General features: G+C 70.0%; 21 protein-coding genes. 10 read left to right on the top strand and 11 right to left on the bottom strand.

Translation table 11 applies throughout. The annotated features are described in order from the left end of the window. Positions 1–42: 42 nt before the first annotated feature. Positions 43–708, bottom strand: a complete 666-nt coding sequence (locus CHC08_RS04080; RefSeq protein WP_089205797.1) for a hypothetical protein — start codon at positions 706–708, stop codon at positions 43–45. 90 nt (positions 709–798) lie between these two features. Between CHC08_RS04080 and CHC08_RS04085 the strand changes: the two genes are divergently transcribed. Together CHC08_RS04085 and CHC08_RS04090 are read left to right on the top strand one after the other, a co-directional pair. Beyond that, positions 799–1,011: a hypothetical protein gene (locus tag CHC08_RS04085; RefSeq protein WP_089205798.1), complete on the top strand. Its 213-nt coding sequence runs from the start codon at positions 799–801 to the stop codon at positions 1,009–1,011. A gap of 129 nt (positions 1,012–1,140) precedes the next feature. Beyond that, positions 1,141–1,413 carry a hypothetical protein gene (locus tag CHC08_RS04090; protein ID WP_245878110.1) on the top strand — a complete coding sequence of 91 codons (273 nt, stop codon included), beginning with the start codon at positions 1,141–1,143 and terminating at the stop codon, positions 1,411–1,413. A gap of 147 nt (positions 1,414–1,560) precedes the next feature. On the opposite strand, the gene CHC08_RS04095 is transcribed toward CHC08_RS04090, so the two are convergent. Further along, positions 1,561–2,190 (bottom strand): nucleoside/nucleotide kinase family protein, encoded by a 630-nt coding sequence (locus CHC08_RS04095; RefSeq protein WP_089205995.1) that lies wholly within the window; start codon positions 2,188–2,190, stop codon positions 1,561–1,563. Positions 2,191–2,525: 335 nt separating this feature from the next. Between CHC08_RS04095 and CHC08_RS04100 the strand changes: the two genes are divergently transcribed. Continuing rightward, positions 2,526–2,933 (top strand): isoamylase early set domain-containing protein, encoded by a 408-nt coding sequence (locus tag CHC08_RS04100; RefSeq protein ID WP_089205800.1) that lies wholly within the window; start codon positions 2,526–2,528, stop codon positions 2,931–2,933. Positions 2,934–3,124: 191 nt separating this feature from the next. Here CHC08_RS04100 and CHC08_RS04105 read toward each other — a convergent pair whose 3' ends face one another. Further along, on the bottom strand, positions 3,125–4,255 hold the full coding sequence (locus CHC08_RS04105; protein WP_089205801.1) for an acetate/propionate family kinase: 1,131 nt from the start codon (positions 4,253–4,255) through the stop codon (positions 3,125–3,127). Positions 4,256–4,522: 267 nt separating this feature from the next. On the opposite strand from CHC08_RS04105, the gene CHC08_RS04110 reads away from it, so the two are divergent. From CHC08_RS04110 to CHC08_RS04125, 4 genes are all read left to right on the top strand, one after another. Beyond that, positions 4,523–4,891 (top strand): STAS domain-containing protein, encoded by a 369-nt coding sequence (locus CHC08_RS04110; RefSeq protein WP_089205802.1) that lies wholly within the window; start codon positions 4,523–4,525, stop codon positions 4,889–4,891. A 397-nt stretch (positions 4,892–5,288) separates the two neighbouring features. Beyond that, positions 5,289–5,639, top strand: coding sequence for an STAS domain-containing protein (locus tag CHC08_RS04115; RefSeq protein WP_179281875.1), 351 nt, complete (start codon positions 5,289–5,291; stop codon positions 5,637–5,639). A gap of 506 nt (positions 5,640–6,145) precedes the next feature. Further along, positions 6,146–6,799, top strand: coding sequence for a TetR/AcrR family transcriptional regulator (locus tag CHC08_RS04120; RefSeq protein ID WP_218825117.1), 654 nt, complete (start codon positions 6,146–6,148; stop codon positions 6,797–6,799). A gap of 66 nt (positions 6,800–6,865) precedes the next feature. Next, on the top strand, positions 6,866–9,739 hold the full coding sequence (locus tag CHC08_RS04125) for an ATP-binding protein (RefSeq protein WP_089205805.1): 2,874 nt from the start codon (positions 6,866–6,868) through the stop codon (positions 9,737–9,739). Between the two features lie 127 nt (positions 9,740–9,866). Here the strand turns inward: CHC08_RS04125 and CHC08_RS04130 are convergent, their stop codons facing one another. Then, positions 9,867–10,076 carry an EF-hand domain-containing protein gene (locus tag CHC08_RS04130; RefSeq protein ID WP_089205806.1) on the bottom strand — a complete coding sequence of 70 codons (210 nt, stop codon included), beginning with the start codon at positions 10,074–10,076 and terminating at the stop codon, positions 9,867–9,869. 155 nt (positions 10,077–10,231) lie between these two features. On the opposite strand from CHC08_RS04130, the gene CHC08_RS04135 reads away from it, so the two are divergent. The 3 genes from CHC08_RS04135 to CHC08_RS04145 all read left to right on the top strand — a co-directional run bounded on the left by CHC08_RS04135 (position 10,232) and on the right by CHC08_RS04145 (position 12,812). Further along, positions 10,232–10,714 carry a GNAT family N-acetyltransferase gene (locus CHC08_RS04135; protein WP_089205807.1) on the top strand — a complete coding sequence of 161 codons (483 nt, stop codon included), beginning with the start codon at positions 10,232–10,234 and terminating at the stop codon, positions 10,712–10,714. A 342-nt stretch (positions 10,715–11,056) separates the two neighbouring features. Continuing rightward, a complete protein-coding gene (locus CHC08_RS04140) occupies positions 11,057–12,142 on the top strand; it encodes a lytic polysaccharide monooxygenase auxiliary activity family 9 protein (RefSeq protein ID WP_089205808.1) in 1,086 nt (361 codons plus the stop codon). An 88-nt stretch (positions 12,143–12,230) separates the two neighbouring features. Beyond that, the gene (locus CHC08_RS04145; RefSeq protein ID WP_179281876.1) at positions 12,231–12,812 is read left to right on the top strand and encodes a cellulose binding domain-containing protein; all 582 of its coding nucleotides are present in this window, start codon (positions 12,231–12,233) and stop codon (positions 12,810–12,812) included. A 142-nt stretch (positions 12,813–12,954) separates the two neighbouring features. Here the strand turns inward: CHC08_RS04145 and CHC08_RS04150 are convergent, their stop codons facing one another. From CHC08_RS04150 to rpmG, 7 genes are all read right to left on the bottom strand, one after another. Continuing rightward, on the bottom strand, positions 12,955–16,707 hold the full coding sequence (locus tag CHC08_RS04150) for a S8 family peptidase (protein WP_089205810.1): 3,753 nt from the start codon (positions 16,705–16,707) through the stop codon (positions 12,955–12,957). Positions 16,708–16,860: 153 nt separating this feature from the next. Continuing rightward, a complete protein-coding gene (locus CHC08_RS04155) occupies positions 16,861–17,826 on the bottom strand; it encodes a helix-turn-helix domain-containing protein (protein WP_218825119.1) in 966 nt (321 codons plus the stop codon). Positions 17,827–18,023: 197 nt separating this feature from the next. Continuing rightward, positions 18,024–18,182: a 50S ribosomal protein L32 gene (gene rpmF, locus CHC08_RS04160; protein ID WP_089205811.1), complete on the bottom strand. Its 159-nt coding sequence runs from the start codon at positions 18,180–18,182 to the stop codon at positions 18,024–18,026. A gap of 9 nt (positions 18,183–18,191) precedes the next feature. Beyond that, a complete protein-coding gene (gene rpsN, locus CHC08_RS04165; RefSeq protein ID WP_089205812.1) occupies positions 18,192–18,491 on the bottom strand; it encodes a 30S ribosomal protein S14 in 300 nt (99 codons plus the stop codon). Next, on the bottom strand, positions 18,491–18,727 hold the full coding sequence (gene rpmB, locus CHC08_RS04170) for a 50S ribosomal protein L28 (RefSeq protein ID WP_089205813.1): 237 nt from the start codon (positions 18,725–18,727) through the stop codon (positions 18,491–18,493). Before rpmB ends, rpsN begins: the two co-directional genes overlap by 1 nt. Beyond that, a complete protein-coding gene (locus CHC08_RS04175) occupies positions 18,727–18,972 on the bottom strand; it encodes a type B 50S ribosomal protein L31 (RefSeq protein WP_089205814.1) in 246 nt (81 codons plus the stop codon). The genes rpmB and CHC08_RS04175 overlap by 1 nt, the downstream gene beginning before the upstream one ends. A 3-nt stretch (positions 18,973–18,975) precedes the next feature. Beyond that, complete coding sequence (rpmG, locus tag CHC08_RS04180) at positions 18,976–19,140, bottom strand: 50S ribosomal protein L33 (RefSeq protein ID WP_089205815.1); 165 nt, start codon at positions 19,138–19,140, stop codon at positions 18,976–18,978. Positions 19,141–19,164 lie beyond the last annotated feature (24 nt).

Consider the following 19,164-nt stretch of genomic DNA (forward strand, 5'->3'; position numbering starts at 1 on the left):
CTCCGGACGGGTCCGGAGACACGGCGGGAGCCGTTCACGCGGTCAGCGCCGCCGCAGCCGGTAGGCCATGACCGCGAGGAGGACGAGCCCCAGCAGCGCCACCGGCGTGTACGGCGGGCGCCACCAGGAGTCCGCCTCCACGACCGCGACCGTGGTCGTCCCAAGGGGCGCCGACGGGGCGGCGGCGGGCTGGGGGGTCGCGGACGGCGGCGTGACGGGCTGGGGAGTGGCGGTGCCCTGGGGGAAGCCCGGCGGGCGGATCTCGCCCCAGTAGTTCTGCTGCGGCGCCTGTGCGGCGATCGCCTGCTTGAGGTCTTCCGGAACGGGGGCGAGTCTCAGGTCTCCCGGCAGGGCAAGGGTGCCGATCTCGTAGGGCGAGAACCAGCCCTGGACGCCCTTCACCTGCCAGGTGCCCGGGGGCAGGGAGATCGCCGCGGCGTAGTGGGCCGGTTCCTTCAGCCGCACGCCGGAAAACAGGACGCGCTTCTTTCCGCTGGTGAACTCCAGCCCGACCTCGCCCAGGTTGGCGCCCTCGTAGGGGTGCGTGCCGTGCTGGAGCAGCCAGAAGCCGAGCGTGTAGGTCGTGTTGGGGCGCATTCCGGTCGGAGCCGGGTCCATGAAGGTGACCGCCCAGCCACCCGCCCGCGCCGGCGCCGCGAGGGCCAGCAGAGGAACGATGATCATCAGGAGCAGCGGGATTCGTCTCATGCGGGAGTTACACCGGCCGGACCGGTTCGGTTCCGGCAGATGTGGCCGAACGCCTGGAGTCGAGGTCGAAGGCAGGGGTATGGACCCCGGATGAGTACTCGGGAAGAACTCCAGGAGATTGACGAGGACCTGACGAGACTGCGCGCCGAAGCCGCCGAGCTGCGCGGCCAGGTCGGCGACATCGGTCCGACGGATGCCGTCGAGCGATCAACGTTGATCAACATGGCCGATGAGCGGGAGGCCCGTGCCGCCGAGCTGGAGGCCCGGCGGGAGGAGCTTCTCAAGCGCCTCGGGGAGGAGTGAGCGCACCCTTTCACCAGGTCGGACGCGACCACCCCCGGTCCGTCTCATCCGGTTACGTGGCAGATCGCGAGGGTAACGATAAGAACGAACCATCATCGGGGGGATGAAATGATCAACATGCTTCACAAAATGGGCGTGAGGTCGAACGCCATGTACATGGCCGGCCTCGCGTCGATCGGCCTGTCGGTCGCGTCATGGCTGACCTCGGAGACGTTGGAGGACGCCGGTAGGGATCGAGCGGACCGGTGGGGGATCTTCATCGGCCAGTGGGCGCCGACCTTCTTCGCGGTGGGAATCGCGCTGCGGATCGAGGAGACCCACACGGACAAGCGGTCCATGGAGCAGGAGACGCTCAGCGAGTCCTACAGCGAGGGCAGAATGCCGTCGCGCGCCGGAGTGTAGGCACCAGACGGTCACTGACGGGACGTGTCCGCCGGGACGCGTCCCGTCTCGCGTGCGGGCATCCACTCCCCCGCCCCCGAGATCCGGCCGCCTCGCCGCCAGAGTCCCGGCAGGTGTCCGCTCTCGCCCCCGGGATCCGGCTCACCCTCACCGCCGGGTGACCACCGCCGGATGTCTCAGGTCGTCGACCCTGACGACCACGTCGGCGACGCTCGCGGGTGCGACCTCCTCCTCGTATCGCGCGTAGGCGGGCAGCGTCCACCGCTGCTCCTCGGCGGTCCGCCGGGCGAGCGCGCCCGGTGAGAGCCGCAGATGCACGGTCAGGTCGAACGGAAGCCCCCGTCCGAGCAGCAGGAATCCGTCCAGCAGGAGGACTCCGCCCTCGGGCAGGGTGACATAGGGCGCGCGAGTGGCCCTGTCGACGGCGCTGTCCCACAGCGTGGGCAGGATCTTTCCCGACCGGCCGGGGTCAAGCGGCCCCAGGACCTCGCGCATCAGGGCTCCGGAGTCGAGCCAGTCCGTGTAGAAGGCGTCCGGATCGGTCTTGCCGTACTCGAAACGCAGCGACGCCGGGCGCAGGAAGTCGTCCGCGGACACCCGGAGAACCTCGCGGCCACGGAGACGGAGCGGGCCCGCCAGCGCGTCCGCGAGATCGTCGGGTCGCGCCGCCGGCGCGCCATCGAACGCGACCCGCACCCAGGACTCCCGGGGCGCGGAGGCTATCCGGTCGGCGAGTTCCTCGACCAGCAGCGACGGGGAGATCGGCCGTACGTCCACCCCACCATTTTGGCGGACGGCGACCATGTGGCCGACCCCATCACACTTCCGCTGAAAGGCTCTCGCTTCTCGCCTTGAACCCGTTAATGATCACAACCTGGTCAAGGTCGGACGTACTACTGATCAAAAGTTGGTTTGCCCGGGTTGTCCCGCCGTAGCTGACGGTAACGATCCCTGTGGATCGATCGACGGCTCGGCCGTGACCGGACGTCGGCCTCCCGATCGCGACCCGTCGTGGAGGGCGTGATTCGGGCAGTTGGCGTGATCTTCACGTCTTTCCGTCAACAAGATCACGGCGAGCTATCCATGGAGGCAGTCATGTCAGGAGGATTTCAGTGATCAAGCGCGGCAAGCCCACGAAAGACGGGCAGGTCAAAATCACCTTCACCGTACCGAACGACCAGCCTATGGGCGGAATTTCCCTGGTCGGCAATTTCAACAACTGGGACCCCTACGCCCACCCGATGGAGCGTAAGAACAACGGCACGTACCAGGTGAGTCTCACCGTCCCGTCGCAGGAACCCATCCTCTTCCGCTATCTGGCGGACGGGGGCGTGTGGTTCGACGACGCCGACGCCGATCACCACGACGAGCACGGCGGCCGTCTCAACCCGATCGTCATTGAGCACTCCTCGGTCGAGAACGGCGCGGCATCCGCCATCAAGAAGGCGGTACGGCGAACGGCCGCGCCCAGGCCCGCGAACGGGATGTCCTCGAACGGAACCCGGATGTCGGCCTCGTAGGGCAGAATCCGCCGTCTCCACGAATCACCATCCGTGAGGGGCGGCCTCCCCCCTCCTCGCCCCCGGGGGCACAGGCTCCGAGCTGACCCGTCTCCGGGGCACGGGCTCCGGCGGGATCCCCGATCCGAGTCGTGTTCACGGTTCACGGTTCGCGGCGGCGCGACCGTCACGCCCTGTCCTTCACCGGGTTCTCAGGAGGGCACCGGGTTCTCGGGAGGGCGGCCGAGCGCGCCGAGCGTGTCACGGGCGAGCTGCAGTTCCTCGCGCGGCCGGACGGTCAGCACGGGCACGATCGCGCCCGGCGCGCTGATCGTCCCGTCGGTGTCGAGATCGGCGCGAACGGGAGGTTCGACCCCGAGAAGCGCGAGCCTGCGGCAGACGGCGTCACGAACCTCCGGCTGGTCCCAGCCGATCTCCCCGGTGAACACCAGCGCGTCCAGCCGTCCCAGGCTGGTCGCGGCGGCGGCGATCTCCCGGCTCACCCGGTGGACGAACACCTCCAGCGCCAGCGCGGAGGCGGGGTCACCGGCGGCCACCAGCTCTCTCGTATCACCCGACCTGCCGTCCGACAGCCCGAGCAGCCCCGACCGATGCTCCAGCCCCTCGCGCAGCTCCTCGATCGAGAGCCGGGAGCCGGACAACAGCCACAGCAGCATGCCGGGGTCCACGCTGCCCGACCGCTTGCTCATGGGCACCCCCTCCAGCGGGGTGAAACCCATCGAGGTGTCCACACTGCGGCCCTGACGGACCGCGCACACCGAGGAACCTCCGCCGAGATGGGTGAGGACGACCTGCAGGGACGCGGCGGACCGTCCCAGAAGCTCCGCCGTCCGCCCCAGCGCCCAGGTGTAGGACAGTCCGTGAAAGCCGTAGCGGCGCAGGCCGTACCGGCGTCTCCACTCCGACGGCAGCGCGTAGGTCGCGGCGCTCTCGGGAAGGGTGACGTGGAAGGCGGTGTCCGGGCAGAGCACGTGCGGGACGCCGGGCAGTCGCCTTCGCGCGGCGTCGACGAGCGCGAGCGCGGGCGGCACGTGCAGCGGGGCGAGATCCGCGTACTCACGCACCGCGGCCAGCACCCCGTCGTCGGCGACCGTCGGCCTCCGTACGGCCTCACCCCCGTGCACGAGGCGATGGCCGACCGCCACGACGTCACATTCCGGCGCGGTGTCGAGGAAGGCGGAGACGGCCTGCTCCGCCGCCTCGGGATCGGGGCTCCGCTCGCTGTGCTCGGTGCCCAGGACCCGGCCGTCCCGGACGAGATGGAGCTGAAGGCTCGATGACCCCGCGTTGACGGTGAGCACCGCCGGACCAGTGGTTCCCATGGCTTCCGCGTGCCCCCGGCGGCGGCGGGCAAACGGGCCCGCGGGGCGGTGCCGTCACCGTCCGTCGCTCCTCCGGACCACGGAGTCAAGCCGCGAATATCTGCCCGCCGACGGTTCGCATCACCCGTTGAACTGTCGCGAGCCGCAGGCGTACGGTGGTAATGATTTCCGTCCTTGCGCGCTCCCGTACGGGCGCTGTCTCCACAACAGCGGTAGACAGCGAAGCATCATGATTCGGCTTTCCGTCACCGTAGACAGCGGGGAAGCATGAACCGACTTTCCGTCATCGTGAGAGATCACCCCCGGTTTTCAGTGGTTTCCCTCGTGGGCGATCTGGACAAACTCTCGGTTCCGCAGCTGGAGGAAGATCTCACGGAGTTGATGGAGCGGGGCCGCGTCTGTCTCATCATCGACGCAACGGATCTGGATTTTTGCGACTCCACGGGTATATGGGTGCTTTTGGCAACCCTGCGTCGCGCCTACGAACGGAACGGCTGGCTGCGCCTCGCCGGTGTTCACGGGTTCCTCGACCGCCTGCTGGAGGTGACCAAGCTGAGGGGGGCGTTCCCCATCGACTCCGATCTCGGCCAGTCGCTGCGGGCGGTCTCCGATCGGAGCATCTCGGCTCTCCAGTGAGTCTCCAGGCGGGCTCGACGGGCCGTGTCCCGCCCCGCCTCCGGCCCCGATCCCGTTCCCGCCTTCGGGCTCCTCCCCGGCTCCGGCGCCGCCCCCGGCGAACCTCGGGGACGCCCCCATTCCAAGGTCGCCGCGACCGCCGAGGGAGAATACCGGCGTGTCGGTGACGTTACTGGATCATGGCCGCGTTGTACACTGCGTAATCAGGATGTACACTATGTAGTCAAAGCAGTCAGCCAGCAACGGCACCCCGGACCTTGTGGACGAGAACCGCTCGGTCGAGATTCGGTGGAAAGCCTGGTCTGTCGGCTCGACTCGCCCTAACGGACGCGCAGGTAACGGCTGGTTTCAGCCGGTGGTCTCCGTCCATTGATTGGAGGTCCTGATGGACCTTTCCATGGAAAACAGACTCGACTGGACGATCTGCCGCGTCGCCGGAGAGATCGACATCTTCTCGGCCCACACACTCCGCGAGCACCTTCTCTCCGCCCTGGACCGTCCGGGCAGCCGCCTGCTCCTCGACCTGTCGCGGGTGACCCTCATGGACACCAGCGGCGTGGCCGTTCTGATCTCCACCCTGCGCAGAGCCGCACAGCGCGGTGGCACACTGCGACTGCTCGCACCGTCTCAGGCCGTCTGCATGGTGTTGAGGGCCACCGGACTGCTCGCCAAGTTCGCCGTCAGCTCCGACCTGACCGGCGCACGGACCGCCGAACCCCTGCCGAACATGCGCCTGATGGCGTCCTGACACCGCCGTTGACGCTCTAGGATCACGGCTTCAAGGATCCGCACCGATGATGGGATCCTTGAACCCGGGTTCGGCGGCGGCGTCGCCACCGACCCGCCCGTCCACCCCGCGCCTCGTCCAGCCTCCGCCCCGTCTCGCCCGCGCTCTGCCTCCGGCGGGCGCCGCCGGATCCGGTAGAAGTCTCCGGATCCCGCAAGGCCGACGAGTGCGCTCCGCCAAGGACCGTTGAGAACCCCAGATCCCATGAGGCCCGATGAGGGCGCTCCGTCCGGTCCGGCGGTGAAATTCACTTTCCCGATCATTGGATTTGATCGTTTTTTGGCTGGATGGCTGTACAGTCAACACTGCATCATCGATGGCTCCCCGATCGCGTCCGTCAACTGGAAAGAAGGTTTATGGCTGGCTACTCGCCACTGAGCCCCCGCCCGGGTGCTGCACGCAAGAATGGCTTCAGGGCGGCTCTCGCCTCGTACGAGCCATGACGCGAGCCAGTGAGGTGGGTAAGAGTGTCGCCACGATCAGCGCAGGCCAACGAAGTGATGCGCGAGCAGTCAAGGGAGAGGATCCTCTCCGCCGCGCTGGAGGTCTTCAGCGAGAAGGGCTACCACAATGCCACGATCTCCGACATCACCACCCGTGCCGGAGTCTCTCGCGGTCTGATCACCTACTACTTCCCAGGCAAGCAGAATCTCGTGGACAACCTTCTGGATCGTTACATCGACAGCGTGACCGCCATCCTGGACGTGACGGGCACGCCCGACGAGCGGCTGGCCGCCATCATCGACGGCGTCCTGCTCACGGTGGCCCAGTCCCTGCCCGTGCAGCAGATGACCCTCAGCCTGGTGATCCATCCCTCCACGCACCCACTCTTCGCACAGGCGGAGGCCAGGAAGGAAGACGCAGTGCGTCGCCTCGAGGACGGGCTGCGCGAGATGTTCGCGGCCCGTGGCGCGGCCGATCCGGCCCTCGAAGAGGTGATGCTCCGCAGCGTCCTGGAGGGCGTCATCTTCAAGGCCTCCGTCTACCAGGACCAGTACCCCCTGGAACGCGTGCGCCGCCGCCTGTACGAGATGTACGGACTCCCCTCCCCGGATACCTCGGCCATCCAGGACGACCCCCCGCCGGTCGGCCGCATGCGCGCCCTCCGATCCGGCGAGTAACCCGCCCCGCTCCGTGCGCGGCGGGACGGCCATCTCCCCTCCCCGTCACATATGGAGACCTGAGCCATGGACGTGCGCTCGCTCACGGCCCGGCCGACCGGCCCGGGCAGATCCGCCGCGGGCCGGATCGGCAGGACGTCCGACGTCCTGCCCGGCCGCGGCGCCGAACTGACGCAGCTGCGGAAACTGCTGGCCGGCGGACGATCGGCCTTCGTGGTGGTGAACGGAGAGCCGGGCATCGGCAAATCCCGGCTCCTGTCCGCGTTCGCCGCCGCCGCGGCGGCCGACGGCGTCCCGGTGCTCTCGGGCCGGGCCGCGGAGATGGCGGGCGGTGCGCCGTGGGCACTGGTCCTGGACGCCCTGGACGACGCCGGGAGCCATCCGGAGCTGGCCGCGTACGCCGACTGGCTGCGGGTCAGGCTCGTCGCGCGCACCCCGTCGGTCCAGGACGGTGACCAGATCATCGGCGTGGAGCGGCACAGGGCGCACCGCCGGGCCCGTGCCCTGCTGGAGGCCCGGGCCCTGCCGTCCGGCCTGCTGCTCCTGCTCGACGACGTGCACTGGGCCGACGCGGCGTCCGCCGAGCTGATCGACCATCTGGTACGGCATCCGCCCCGGGCTACCGTCACCGTCCTCACCTCCCTCGCGGGTCTCCTGCCACCGGTGCTGGAGCGTTCGCTGGCGAGCTCCCCCGCCCCGGTGACGCGGATGTCCCTGGGGCCGCTGTCACCGGACGACGCCGAATCGCTGCTGCCCGGGAGGCGGCCCGCCTACCGGCGCCGCCTGTACGAGATCGGCAGGGGCAACCCGCTCTACCTGGAGATCCTGAGCCGGCTGCCCGAGCGTACGGTCAACGAGCTGCGCAACGCGCCGGGGGGCGAGGACGGCGGGCGGACGGAGCTCGACGCCCTGATCGCCAGAGAGCTCGAAACGCTCGGAACGGCTCCGGCCACGGTGGTCCAGGCCGCTTCCATCACCGCCGACGCGCTCGATCCGGCACTGGTCGCGTCCATCGCCGAGATGCCGGAGGACGACGTCCGGGTGGCGCTGGACGGGCTCGTGGCACGAGACGTGTTACGCGTCACCGACGGGCGATTGCGGTTTCGCCACCCCCTGATCCGAGCCGCCGCGTACCGCATGGCGGGGCCGTCCTGGCGGATCGCCGCCCATCGCCGCGCGGCCGACCACCTGGCCCGGCAGGGCGCGCCGCTGTCGCTACGCGCCGAGCACCTGCGGCACGGGGTACGGCCGGGCGATGCCACCGGGGCCGACCTGCTCGCCGCGGCCGCGCTGAACTCCGTGGACATCGCCCCCACGACCGCGGCCCGATGGCTGCGCGCCGCCCTGCGGGCGCTGCCCGACGACCCCGAGCGTGCGGAACGACGGGCCGGGCTACGGCTGGAGCTGGCGAAGGCGCTCAGGCTGTCGGGCCGGTTCAACGAGGCACGGACGATCCTGCACGAGCTCGCCACCGGTGACGGCGTGCACCGGTACACCGCTCTGGAACGGCTGGGCGCCACGGAGCGGGCACTCGGCCGTCTGCCCGAGGCCCGCGCCCTGCTCGGCTCCGAGCTGGACAGGACGCCCGGCCCCGGCCCCGGGGTACGGAGCGCCTTGCTGGTGGAACTCGCCGCCGTCGACATGCTGCGGGGAGACTGGCGCACCGGGGCGGAGCTGGCCTCCGAGGCGCTCAGGTCGGCCGGGTCCGGCGGCCGGAGCGGGCTCACCGTCGTCTCGATCGCGCTGCTGGCACTCGCCGAGCTGTATCGGTGCCGGTTCGGCAAGGGCCGCACGTTGCTGGAGGAGGCGCGCCGGCGCGCCGACGCGCTGACCGACCCGGAGCTCCGCGCCAACCTGGGGCTGATGCCGCCGCTGGCCTGGGCAGAGTTCCTGGTGGACGAGCATCACGACGCGCTCCGCCACGTGGAGCGCGGGCTGCGGATCGCCCGCCGGCACGGGCATGACGACGTGGTGCCGCAGCTCTACGCCGTGCGGTCCGTCGTGCACGCCCGGCTGGGAATGGCGCCCCAGGCGCTGGCCGACGCCGAAGACGGGGAGGAGATCGCCCGGCATCTCGACAGCGCGGAGATGCACGCCTTCGTCCTGGCTCTCAAGTCCCGGCCGCTGTTGTGGCGGGCCGGCCCCGCCGAGGCCCTTCCGCTGGTGACGGATCTGCGGGACCGGCACACCCTGCGCTCCGTGTGGTGGCGGAACATCGCCGACCACGCCATGGCGGAGGTGCTTCTCCTCGCCGGTGACCCGGCCGGATGCCGGGACCTGCTGGCGGCGAGGCTCAGTCCCGACCCCGAGGGGCTGGGACCCCACGCCCCTTCGGTGTACGCGCTGCGGTCGCAGGCCGAGGTCGCCTGCGGTGACCTGGTCGGCGGCTGGGAGTGGTACGCGCGGGCGGCGGCGGTCGCGGAGAGGGGCGCGCCGCGCGCCCAGCTGGGCTCCGTGGCCCGCGCCAAGGCGGTCATCGCGCAGGCCCGCGGTGATCATCCGGCGGCGGCGGCCGCGGCCCGGTACGCGGTGGACTGCTTCGCCGCCGAGACCCTGCCGATCGACGAGGGCCTGGCGCGGATACTTCTCGCGGAACTCACCGCGCTGCTCGGCGACACCCGCGCCGCGCAGCGCCAGCTCGGCAGGGCCGGGGAACTGTTCACCGGGTGCGGCGCACCGTGGCTGGCGGACCATGTCGGGCGCGAGCAGCGCCGGGCCGGCGCCCGCAGGACACGACGGCCCGAGCGGGAGACAGGACTGTCCGGCCGCGAACGGGAGATCGCCGAACTCGCCACGCAGGGGCTGACCAACCGGCAGATCGCGGAGCGGCTCTTCCTCAGCCCCCGCACGGTGGAGACCCATCTCGCCCGGGTCTTCCAGAAGCTGGGCGTGAGCACCCGTACCGCGCTGGCATACCGGATGGCCGAGGTCTCGAGCTGAGCGCGTCCGCACCACGTGTGCGGGCGATGGCCGGGCCGCCACCCGCACGTTCTCCGTGGCCCCGCCTTCTCACCGGGTCCCCACCGAACGGGGCCGTGCCGTCACGCCGTCAAACGGCGAAGGGTCGTCAGGAGACGAGCCGGACGAACTCCTCGAAGGAGAAGCGCCCGTCGTTGTCGGAGTCGGCCCTGTTCAGCGACCCGGCGGCGTCGGCCGGCAGGTCGGGGAAGTGATCGGCGAACTCCTTCTCGGTGATGAAACCGTCACCGTCGGTGTCAAGGGCGGCGAATGCCTGCCTGAGCTCCGTCAACCGCTCACCGGTGGGTTCCGTCGACATGGTGATCCGCCTTCCTCAGCAATCCGCACTCGATCAACAGCTAACCTACGGCAGCCATCACCTTTGCGGCCATATAACCATGACCAGGGACTTTTCATAGCAAATGAGGCTTTCGCCTGCGCGGCCCATCGACCCCGAGTGCCTAGACTTCGAGCATGATTCGCCCCGCAACGCCGGACGACGTCCCGGCGATCATCGACATGATTCGTGGACTCGCGGAGTACGAGAAGGCCCTGGACAAGGTCGAGACCACGGCGGAACAGCTCCACGACGCGCTGTTCGGCGCCTCCCCCGCCGCGTTCTGCCACATCGCCACCGACGGGGACCGGGTCGCGGGGTACGCGCTCTGGTTCGTCTCCTATTCCACCTGGCGCGGCAAACACGGAATCTATCTCGAAGACCTCTTCGTTCACCCCGATCACCGGGGACGCGGGCACGGCAAGGAACTGCTCATCGAGCTCGCCGGCATCTGCGTGGAACGCGATTACGGCCGGTTCGAATGGGCGGTTCTCAACTGGAACACCCCGGCCATCGAGTTCTACCGCTCCCTCGGTGCGGCGCCCCTCGATGAATGGATCACATACCGGATCACCGGATCGGCGCTTGATAAACTCGCCGCCGCGGAGAGCACTCGGTAGACCCGGCCGAAGGCGGGGATCGACCCCCGCGACGACTTCATACAGGACCAGCCCGGACACCTTTTGGGCTGGTCCTTTTTCTTTTCCATACGGCCCTCTCCTCCCCCTGCCGCACCGGGGGATCCAGGCGCCCGCCGACCGTGAATCTTTCATCTCCCGCAATCGCGTCAAACCCTTTCTGAACTGCGCCGACGGCCCGGATAAGCCCCCCGCGGAAAGCGTGCCGTTTACACCCGGAGAGCAGCAACCTAGAGTCCGTCTCGCGTGAGCGCTTCACTGCCATTGATCAGCGATTCGTCATACCTCGAAAGGGAAGTTAATTCTGTGAGAAAATGGCGAAGGATGGCTGTCACCGGTGCGGTCGCGTTTATGACCGCGCTGCTCGCCGTCGTCCTCATTCCTCATTCGGCTTCGGCGCACGGCGCCATGATGACGCCCGGCAGCCGGACCTTTTTCTGCTGGCAGGACGGTCTCTCGCCACAGGGCAACATCGTTCCCATCAATCAGGCGTGCTCGGCGGCCGTGGCCCAGAGCGGGGCCAACTCCCTGTACAACTGGTTCAGCGTGCTGCGGTCCGACGGCGCCGGGCGGACCAGCGGGTTCATCCCCGACGGCCAGGCGTGCAGCGGCGGCAACCCCGGCTACAGCGGGTTCGACCTTCCGAGCTCGAACTGGCCGGTGACCCACCTGACCTCCGGGGCGAACATCCAGTTCAAATACAACAAATGGGCCGCCCACCCCGGCTGGTTCTACCTCTACATCACCAAGGACGGCTGGAACCCCAACCGGGCACTCACCTGGGGCGACCTCGAGACCCAGCCCTTCCACACGGCCGATCACCCGCAGAGTGTCGGCAACCCGGGCACCAACGACGCCAACTACTACTGGAACGCCACCCTGCCCTCGGGCAAGTCCGGCCGCCACATCATCTACTCGGTGTGGAAGCGGTCCGACAGCACGGAGACGTTCTACAACTGCTCCGACGTCGTCTTCGACGGCGGCAGCGGCCAGGTGACCGGCCTCGGCCGAGGGGGAACCACCACGCCCCCGCCCACCACCCCGACTCCGACTCCGCCCCCGACGGTCACCCCGACCCCGACCCCGAGCGTCACCCCGCCCCCGACCGGCGGCGGCGGATGCACTGCTGCCTACCGGACCCTCAACTCCTGGTCGGGAGGATTCCAGGCCGAGGTGACGGTGAGCAACCCCGGCTCCTCCAGCATCAACGGCTGGACGGCCAAGTGGACGCTCGGCAGCGGTAGTGCCATCAACAGCCTGTGGAACGGCACCTTCACCGCGTCGGGAACCAACATCACCGCCAAGAACGCCGACTGGAACCGGACCTTGGCGGGTGGTGGTTCGACCACATTCGGATTCACCGCCTCGGGGACCAGCGGGTCTCCGACCGTGACCTGTACCAGCCCCTAGGAACCTCCGGTCTCGGCCGGTGCCCACCCGGCACCGGCCGAGACCACCGTCATGTCACCCGTCGTGTCCTCGCGGAAGGAAACCCTCGGTGCCGTCCGGAAAGAAGATCGCGCCACTGCTGGGCTTCGTGTCACTCGGGGCGGCGGTGGCTCTCATCGCGGCGGCGTGTGTCGGCCAGGGACCGCAGGCCCGGCACGGCGGGACACATCCGGCGGCACTCACCGCCACCCACCCGGCCCACCCGTCCGGCTCCGCCCTCCCCCCGGCCTCCGCCCCTCCGGCCGCCTCTGCTCTTCCCTCCTCCTCCGTCCCTCCGTCCGCCCCGGCTCACTCCACGGCCTCTTCGGCCGCCTCCGGATCCGGATCCGGATCCAGGTGTAAGGCCACGGTCACCCTGATCGAATCCTGGCCGGGCGGCTACCGGGGCTCGGCGACGATCAGAAATCTCACCGGCCGTCCGATGCCGGGCTGGTACATCCAGTGGGTCCAGCCGAAGGAAGCGACCTTCACCCAGTCCTGGAACGGCACCCACATGCAGAGCGGCCCCATCGCGATGATCCACGCCCCCGCCGAGAAGGCCGTCCTGCCGGCGGGAGCGACCGTCTCCGACATCGGTTTCGTGGGCGCCGCCGCCACGCCCCCGACCTTCACCGAGATCACCTGCGGCTAGTGCCGCGCCGGAGAATGTTTGCCCTGTGGGGCGCAGGACGATCGTGAAGCACCCGATGCCGGACAGGCCGAGCGCATGACTGACACGCTCGGCCTGCTCACCGTCGAGGACGGCGTCCCGGCCCGGGCCGAGATCGCCCCGGTCACCCCGGCCCCTGCTGCGTCAGTTCAAGGCCGAAGGCACGCTCCACGGTCTGTACGACGCTGTTGCCGGCCGTGTCCCGGGCCGTGGTCCGCAGGCTGGCGTACCGGGCCTTGGACGGCGCGTCCAGGTGCACCTGCCAGCCGCCTCCCGAGCGGCTCGTCTTCAGCGTGCGCCAGCCGGCGCCGTCGTCGTACGAGACCTCCAGCGTGAGGCTGCTGATCTGCCCCGCTCCTGCGGCGCCGCCCAGGTGCGACGGAGTCACCGACAGCTCGGTACGCCGGTGCGCCCGGCCGTCGAGGTCGGTGGATACTCCGTAGTCCAGCTGGATCAGCGGCAGGGTCTCCATCTCGGCGTAGTGAGCCTGGTCCGAGACGAAGCCCCACTCGGTGCGGGTGCGCGGCGAGTACGGCCACTTGGGCAGGCTGCGGGTGGCGTCCACGACCAGCCGGTACGGAAGCCGGTCGGGCGCCACCTCGGCGAACAGGAGGTCGGAGCCCTCACTGACCAGCTTGTCGCCCTGGTACAGGGAGGTGTTCACGGTGATGTCGCCGAACACCGTGCCCTCGTGCGGACCCGAACCCCAGGACGGCATCCCGAAGACGTTGATGAGGTCGCCGATCCGGGACGGTGGCGTCGACATCACGTTGTCGCTCAGCAACCGCGGCCGCTGGATCCCCGCGAACCACGTCTCCTCGGTGGTGCTGCGGGCCGGGTAGGACCGCGACGAGCCGAACTCGGACAGCTGGCCGGATACCGCGGACTGGCTCAGCCACTTCACCTTCGGCCCGGCGGTCACCCAGACGGTGTGGTCGCCCTGCGCGAGCAGAGTGCTGCTCGCGGGACCCACCGCCCAGGTGAGGTCGGGCGACAGGTCGTAGCGGATGTCCAGCGCCTCACCCTGCCAGATGTTGCGGAACGACTGCTCGATCCTCGCCAGGTCCCGGGTGCCGGGCCGGTAGCCGGGATCGCTCGGGATCGCTCCGTCGTGGTGCTGGACCAGGTCGTACAGGTACTGGGGGTACGGGTGCGAGGTCAGCTTCACCGTCTTGGAACCGTGGCGAAGCTCGGCGAGAAGCCGCCCGCCCTGATCCGTGCCCAGCGAGGCCACCGGCAGCTGCGCGGCCTCCTCCAGCGGCTTGTCGGCCCAGGCGTCCAGCGGACCGTAGCCGTCGTGGACGATCAGCAACTGCTGGGCGCCGGCCTTCGTCGCGGACATGGCCTGCTCGGTGGCCGGGACCCGGTCGTTGCGGAGCACCACCGCGATCTTGCCGCGCACCGAGGCGCGCCGGAAGTCCTCGCTCGACCCGTCGCCGACGTACACGAGCGACGTCGCCCGCGTGCCCGCCGCCAGCTTCGGCGAGAGGCTCTGGATCTTCGGCGTCCACGAGTCCTTGCCTGAGGTAAGCGTCACCGCCGGCTGCTCCTGCCGCCAGCGGGTGGTGACCGTGTACGCCCCCTGGGTCACCTTCCTGGTCGGCGTCGCCCAGACGCTGTCGTAGCGCCACCACTCGAGCTGGTAGCTGTCGAAGAATCGGTGCAGGTCGGGGTAGCTGCGCTCCTGGTCGATCCGCAGACCGTTGTTGCCGGTCGGCTGCGGAGCGATCGCCTCGACCTTGCGCAGCGTGGAGGCGTCCAGGGTCAGCGTGCGGTCCTTGCCGAGCACGACCTCGGGGTCGCTGAGCACGGCCCGGGCCAGCGAGTGCGGTCCGTCGAGCCCGCGTACGTCGGCGTACATCCACAGGGAGTACGTGCTCGGCCGGATGGTCAGGTCCAGGCGACCGCTCTCGTCGACCTCGTACACCTGCGGCGCCGTGTCGCGGCGGACGTCCTTGAGGACGACCAGCCCGGGCAGTGTCGAGCCGTCGCGGTCCTTGGTGTCGACCGACAGCTTGACCCGCTCACTCTGCTTGCTGAGGGCGACCGGGGTGTGCAGCTCACCGCCGGGCCCGGTGGCGGTCAGCATGGCGCTGTACCCGGCGTCGTCGGCGGCCAGGTCCAGACGCCCCTGTACGCCGACCGCGGCGGTGCCGTGCGCGGGCACGGTCACCTTCGACGACGTGAGGGTGAACAGGCCGTCGGGAATCCCCTGTGCGCTGACGGCCAGGTCCAGCGTGACCGGCTCCGCACCGGTGTTGGTGTAGACGATTTCCTTGCTCACCAGGCCGCTGGACGGGTAGGGCCACTTGGCGAACAGGAACGCCGAGCCGGTGGCGAACACGGTGCTCGTGACCGCGGAGCCGATGTCGAGCCGCCCGCCGCCCCCGGCGTACGGGGCGATCTGGGCGGTCCGTTTGGTCGTGCTGATCAGGGCGTCCTTGAGCTGCGCACCGGTCCAGTCGGGGTGCGTCCTGACCAGCAGTGCCGCGGCACCGGCGACGTGCGGCGTCGCCATCGAGGTGCCGTCCATGGCGACGTACGAGCCCTCGCCCTCCGGGGCGTACTGGGACCGGGCGGCGAGGATGCCGACGCCCGGCGCGGTCAGCTCGGGCTTGGGGCCGTTGTCGCCCAGGCGAGGGCCACGGCTCGAGAACGACGCGAGCCGGTCCGCGGAGTCCACGGCTCCGACGGTCAGCGCCGCGTCGGCCACGCCGGGAGCGCCCACGCTGAACGGGCTCGGGCCGGAGTTGCCCGCGGCGATGACAAACAGGGCGCCGGTCTCGGCGCTCAGTCGGTTCACGGCCTGACTCAGCGGGTCGCTGCCGTCGGTCGGGCCCGCGCCGAGGCTCATGTTGATCACCTTGGCGTGCTGGTCCCTGGCGGCCCACTCCATGCCGGCGAGGATCCAGGAGTCCTGGCCGCTGCCGTCATCGGCGAGGACCTTGCCGATGTGCAGGGACGCTCCCGGAGCGACGCCCTTCTCCTTGCCGCCTGCGGCCGCGCCGGTCCCGGCGACGGTGGACGCGACGTGCGTGCCGTGACCGTTCCGGTCGGTGATGTCCTGCCCGGGGACGAAGCTGGCGCTCGCGGCGATCTGGCCGGCCAGGTCCGGGTGGGCGGCGTCGACGCCGGTGTCCAGCACGGCGACGTCCACGCCCTGCCCGGTGTTGCCGCCCTGCCAGACCTGCGGAGCCCCGATCTGCGCGGTGGAATCGGCCAGCGCGACGCGGGCCTTGCCGTCGAGCCAGACCTTGGCGATGCCGCCTCCCAGGGTCTTGGCCATGCCTCCTGCCTGGGCGGCCGGCGCATCGGTGAGCGAGGTCCAGAAGGCGGTGGGGTCGTTGCGGTCGGCCACCAGCGCGGCGCCCTGGATGCTGCTCAGCGTGCGGGTACGGCGTGCTCCGGTCGGCACCACCTGCTTGCGGGCGTCGGCGTACGACACGATCAGCGGCAGGTGGTCGGACCGCGCGTCGTCGTAGCCGTCCGCGAGCAGGTCGCTGACGTTGAACAGGCCTTCGTCGAGCACTCCGGAGGCGACGTACGGCATGGCCGCGTCCGGGTAGACGTAGGTGTCCTCGCCCACGGACATGATGTGCGCGCCGGCCGGGCCACCGGTCGGCTTCCGCACGGTCGCCGTGGTCCGGCCGTCCGCGGTCGTCGTCGCGGTGACCCTGTCACCGGTGATCAACGTGACGGTCCGGGTCCTGGCGCCCGGCTGGGCACCGGCTGCCGCGGCGGCGGCCCGAGTCGCTCCGGCCGGGACCGCGCCCGCGGAGGATGCGCCCGCCGGGGATGACGGCCAGGCGGTGGTCAGCAGCGCGAGGGCGGCGCCGCCCGCGAGCAGCCTGCGTCCGCGGGACGAAAGTTGGGACAAGGGAACTCCAAAAGGGGGATACGGCCTTGCACAAAGGTCCCCCGCATTAGACGCGCGCCCTGCCGCCGACGGCCATCGATCCGCCGTGGCACAAAGTTGACACGGCCAACTCGGACACCGTGTCCACGGAGTGGACCCCGGCGACGGACGCGGTCAGAGCCAGCCACGGTCGCGGGCGTGCCAGCCGAGCTGGAGTCGCGACCGCGAGTTGGTCCGCTCCATCAACAGCTGGACCCGGCGGGCGACCGTCCGCCGGCTGATACCCAGCCGGGCCCCCGCCGCGTCGTCGGTGAGACCGGCCACCAGCAGTGACAGCAGGTACCGGTCCTCCGCGGACATCGCCTCCTCCGCCGAGAGCGTGTCCTCGGCCGTCACCGTCAATGGACTGGCCCGGGCCCACACGGTCTCGAAGAGTGCGACCAACGCGTCCAGCAGGCCGCACGGGTGGACCAGCAGTGCGGCGTCACGCGCCGGCGTGGCCCAGTCGAGGGGCAGCAGTGCCAGTTCCCGGTCCGCGACCGCCAGTTTCGTCGGCAGGTCGTCCACGATCCTCGCCTGCTCACCGGCCCGGACATGGCTGACCGCGCTGGCCGACAGCACCTCGTCGCTCAGTGCCGAGCTGTCGTAGACGACCCGGTAGGTGACCCCCTCGGCCTGCCGGGCGAGCTGGGTCCGGTTCACCTCGGCCGACGCGGCGTACGGCGGCGCGACCAGCTCCCGCATCTGGTCCCGGGCCGTCCGCTGCACTCGGTCGAAGGCCAGCCCGACCGCCGTCTGCCCGGAGACGATCTCGATCAGCTCCTCGGTCCGCCGGTCGCTGGCCTGGTTGTACGCCGCCGCGGTCAGCCGGTACGCCGCCTCGCGCACCCGCTCCAGCTCCTCCTCCTGCCGCTGGAGCAGCTGCTCCACCGCGAGGTCGGGCGGCACCGGCACGACCAGCTCGCGCGGCGGCGGCGTACGGTGCACGAACCCTTCTCGCTGGAGCGCGTCGACGGCCCGCAGCATGTCCGCCTCCGACAGCCCGACCCGGTCGGCCAGCTCCGCCACGTTCGCCGGCCCCTGCCGGACCAGCGCCAGGTAGGTCGCCTCGTTCTCGGTCCCCAGCCCAGTGGATCTCAATATGCTCAGCCCCGTCCGCCACAACTCCGATGACAACGACGCATCGGCCGGGGGAAGTCTAGGAAGCGCGCCGGAGATGGAACGCGCGAGGGTGCGAGGACCCGGGTGAACACGAGGGGACACGACCTCGGAACAAGAGCATCCCCGCGCCCGATGATCGGGCGCGGGGATCGCCTATGGGCGGGAAGGCCCGGCCGTCAGATGAGACCGCGGTGGTAAGCGCGGATGAGCGGACGCGGGACGAGAAGCCGCTGTCCGTTCACGACGATCGGGACGAGGTCGGGGGCCTTCGCCTTCCACTGGGACCTGCGGTGGCGCGTGTTGCTGCGGGAGGTCTTCCGTTTGGGAACTGCCATGCCGTGCTCCTACCAGCTGGACTTGGTGACGCCGGGAAGCTCGCCTCGATGGGCCATCTCGCGGAAGCGGATCCGGGAGAGCCCGAACTTGCGCAGATGCCCGCGAGGACGGCCGTCGGTGGAGTCGCGGTTGCGGACACGGGTGGGGCTGGCGTCGCGTGGCTGACGGCCCAGCTCCTTCGCGGCTCGCGCCTTCTCCTCCGGCGTGCCGGTCCTGAGGGTCTCCTTGAGCTCGGCCCGGCGCCCGGCGTGGCGAGCCACGACGATCTTCCTGCGCTCGTTGGCCACGATCTTGCTCTTCTTGGCCATCAGACCCTTTCCCCCCGCGCCCGCATGCGGGCCATGGCGGCGTCGATGCCGATCCTGTCGATGGTCTTGATCCCGCGGGCGCTCAGCGTCAGCCGTACCGAGCGCCCTTCGGTGGGCACCCAGTACCGCCGGGACTGGATATTGGGGTCGAACCGGCGCCGGGTACGCCGGTGGGAGTGCGAGATGCGGTTGCCGAAAACCGGCGCGACCCCGGTGAGCTGACAGTGGGCGGACATCAACGGCTTCCGTAGCGCTGCTTGAAGCGCTCGACGCGACCGGCGGTGTCGAGGACGCGGCCCCGTCCGGTGTAGAAGGGGTGGCTCGCCGAGGAGACGTCGACGTCGACCAGCGGGTAGACGTTGCCGTCCTCCCACTCGATGGTCTTGTCACTCGTGACGGTCGAGCGGGACAGGAAGGCGAAGTCCGCACTCGGGTCGCGGAAGACGACCGGGCGGTAGTCGGGGTGGATGTTCTTCTGCATGGGTTATCGGTCCTCTCGGAACAGAACGTGCTGGCGGGTGATCGGGTCGTACTTGGTGAGGGTGAGCCGCTCCGGGTCGTTACGCCGGTTCTTACGGGTCACGTAGGTGTAGCCGGTGCCTGCGGTCGACCGCAGTTTGACCACGGGGCGGAGCTCGTTTCCGGCCAAGATCTGTTCCTCTCGGGGTTGCCT

It is taken from the genome of Streptosporangium subroseum (assembly GCF_900188345.1).
In the GTDB taxonomy this organism is placed as follows: Bacteria; Actinomycetota; Actinomycetes; order Streptosporangiales; family Streptosporangiaceae; genus Streptosporangium; species Streptosporangium subroseum.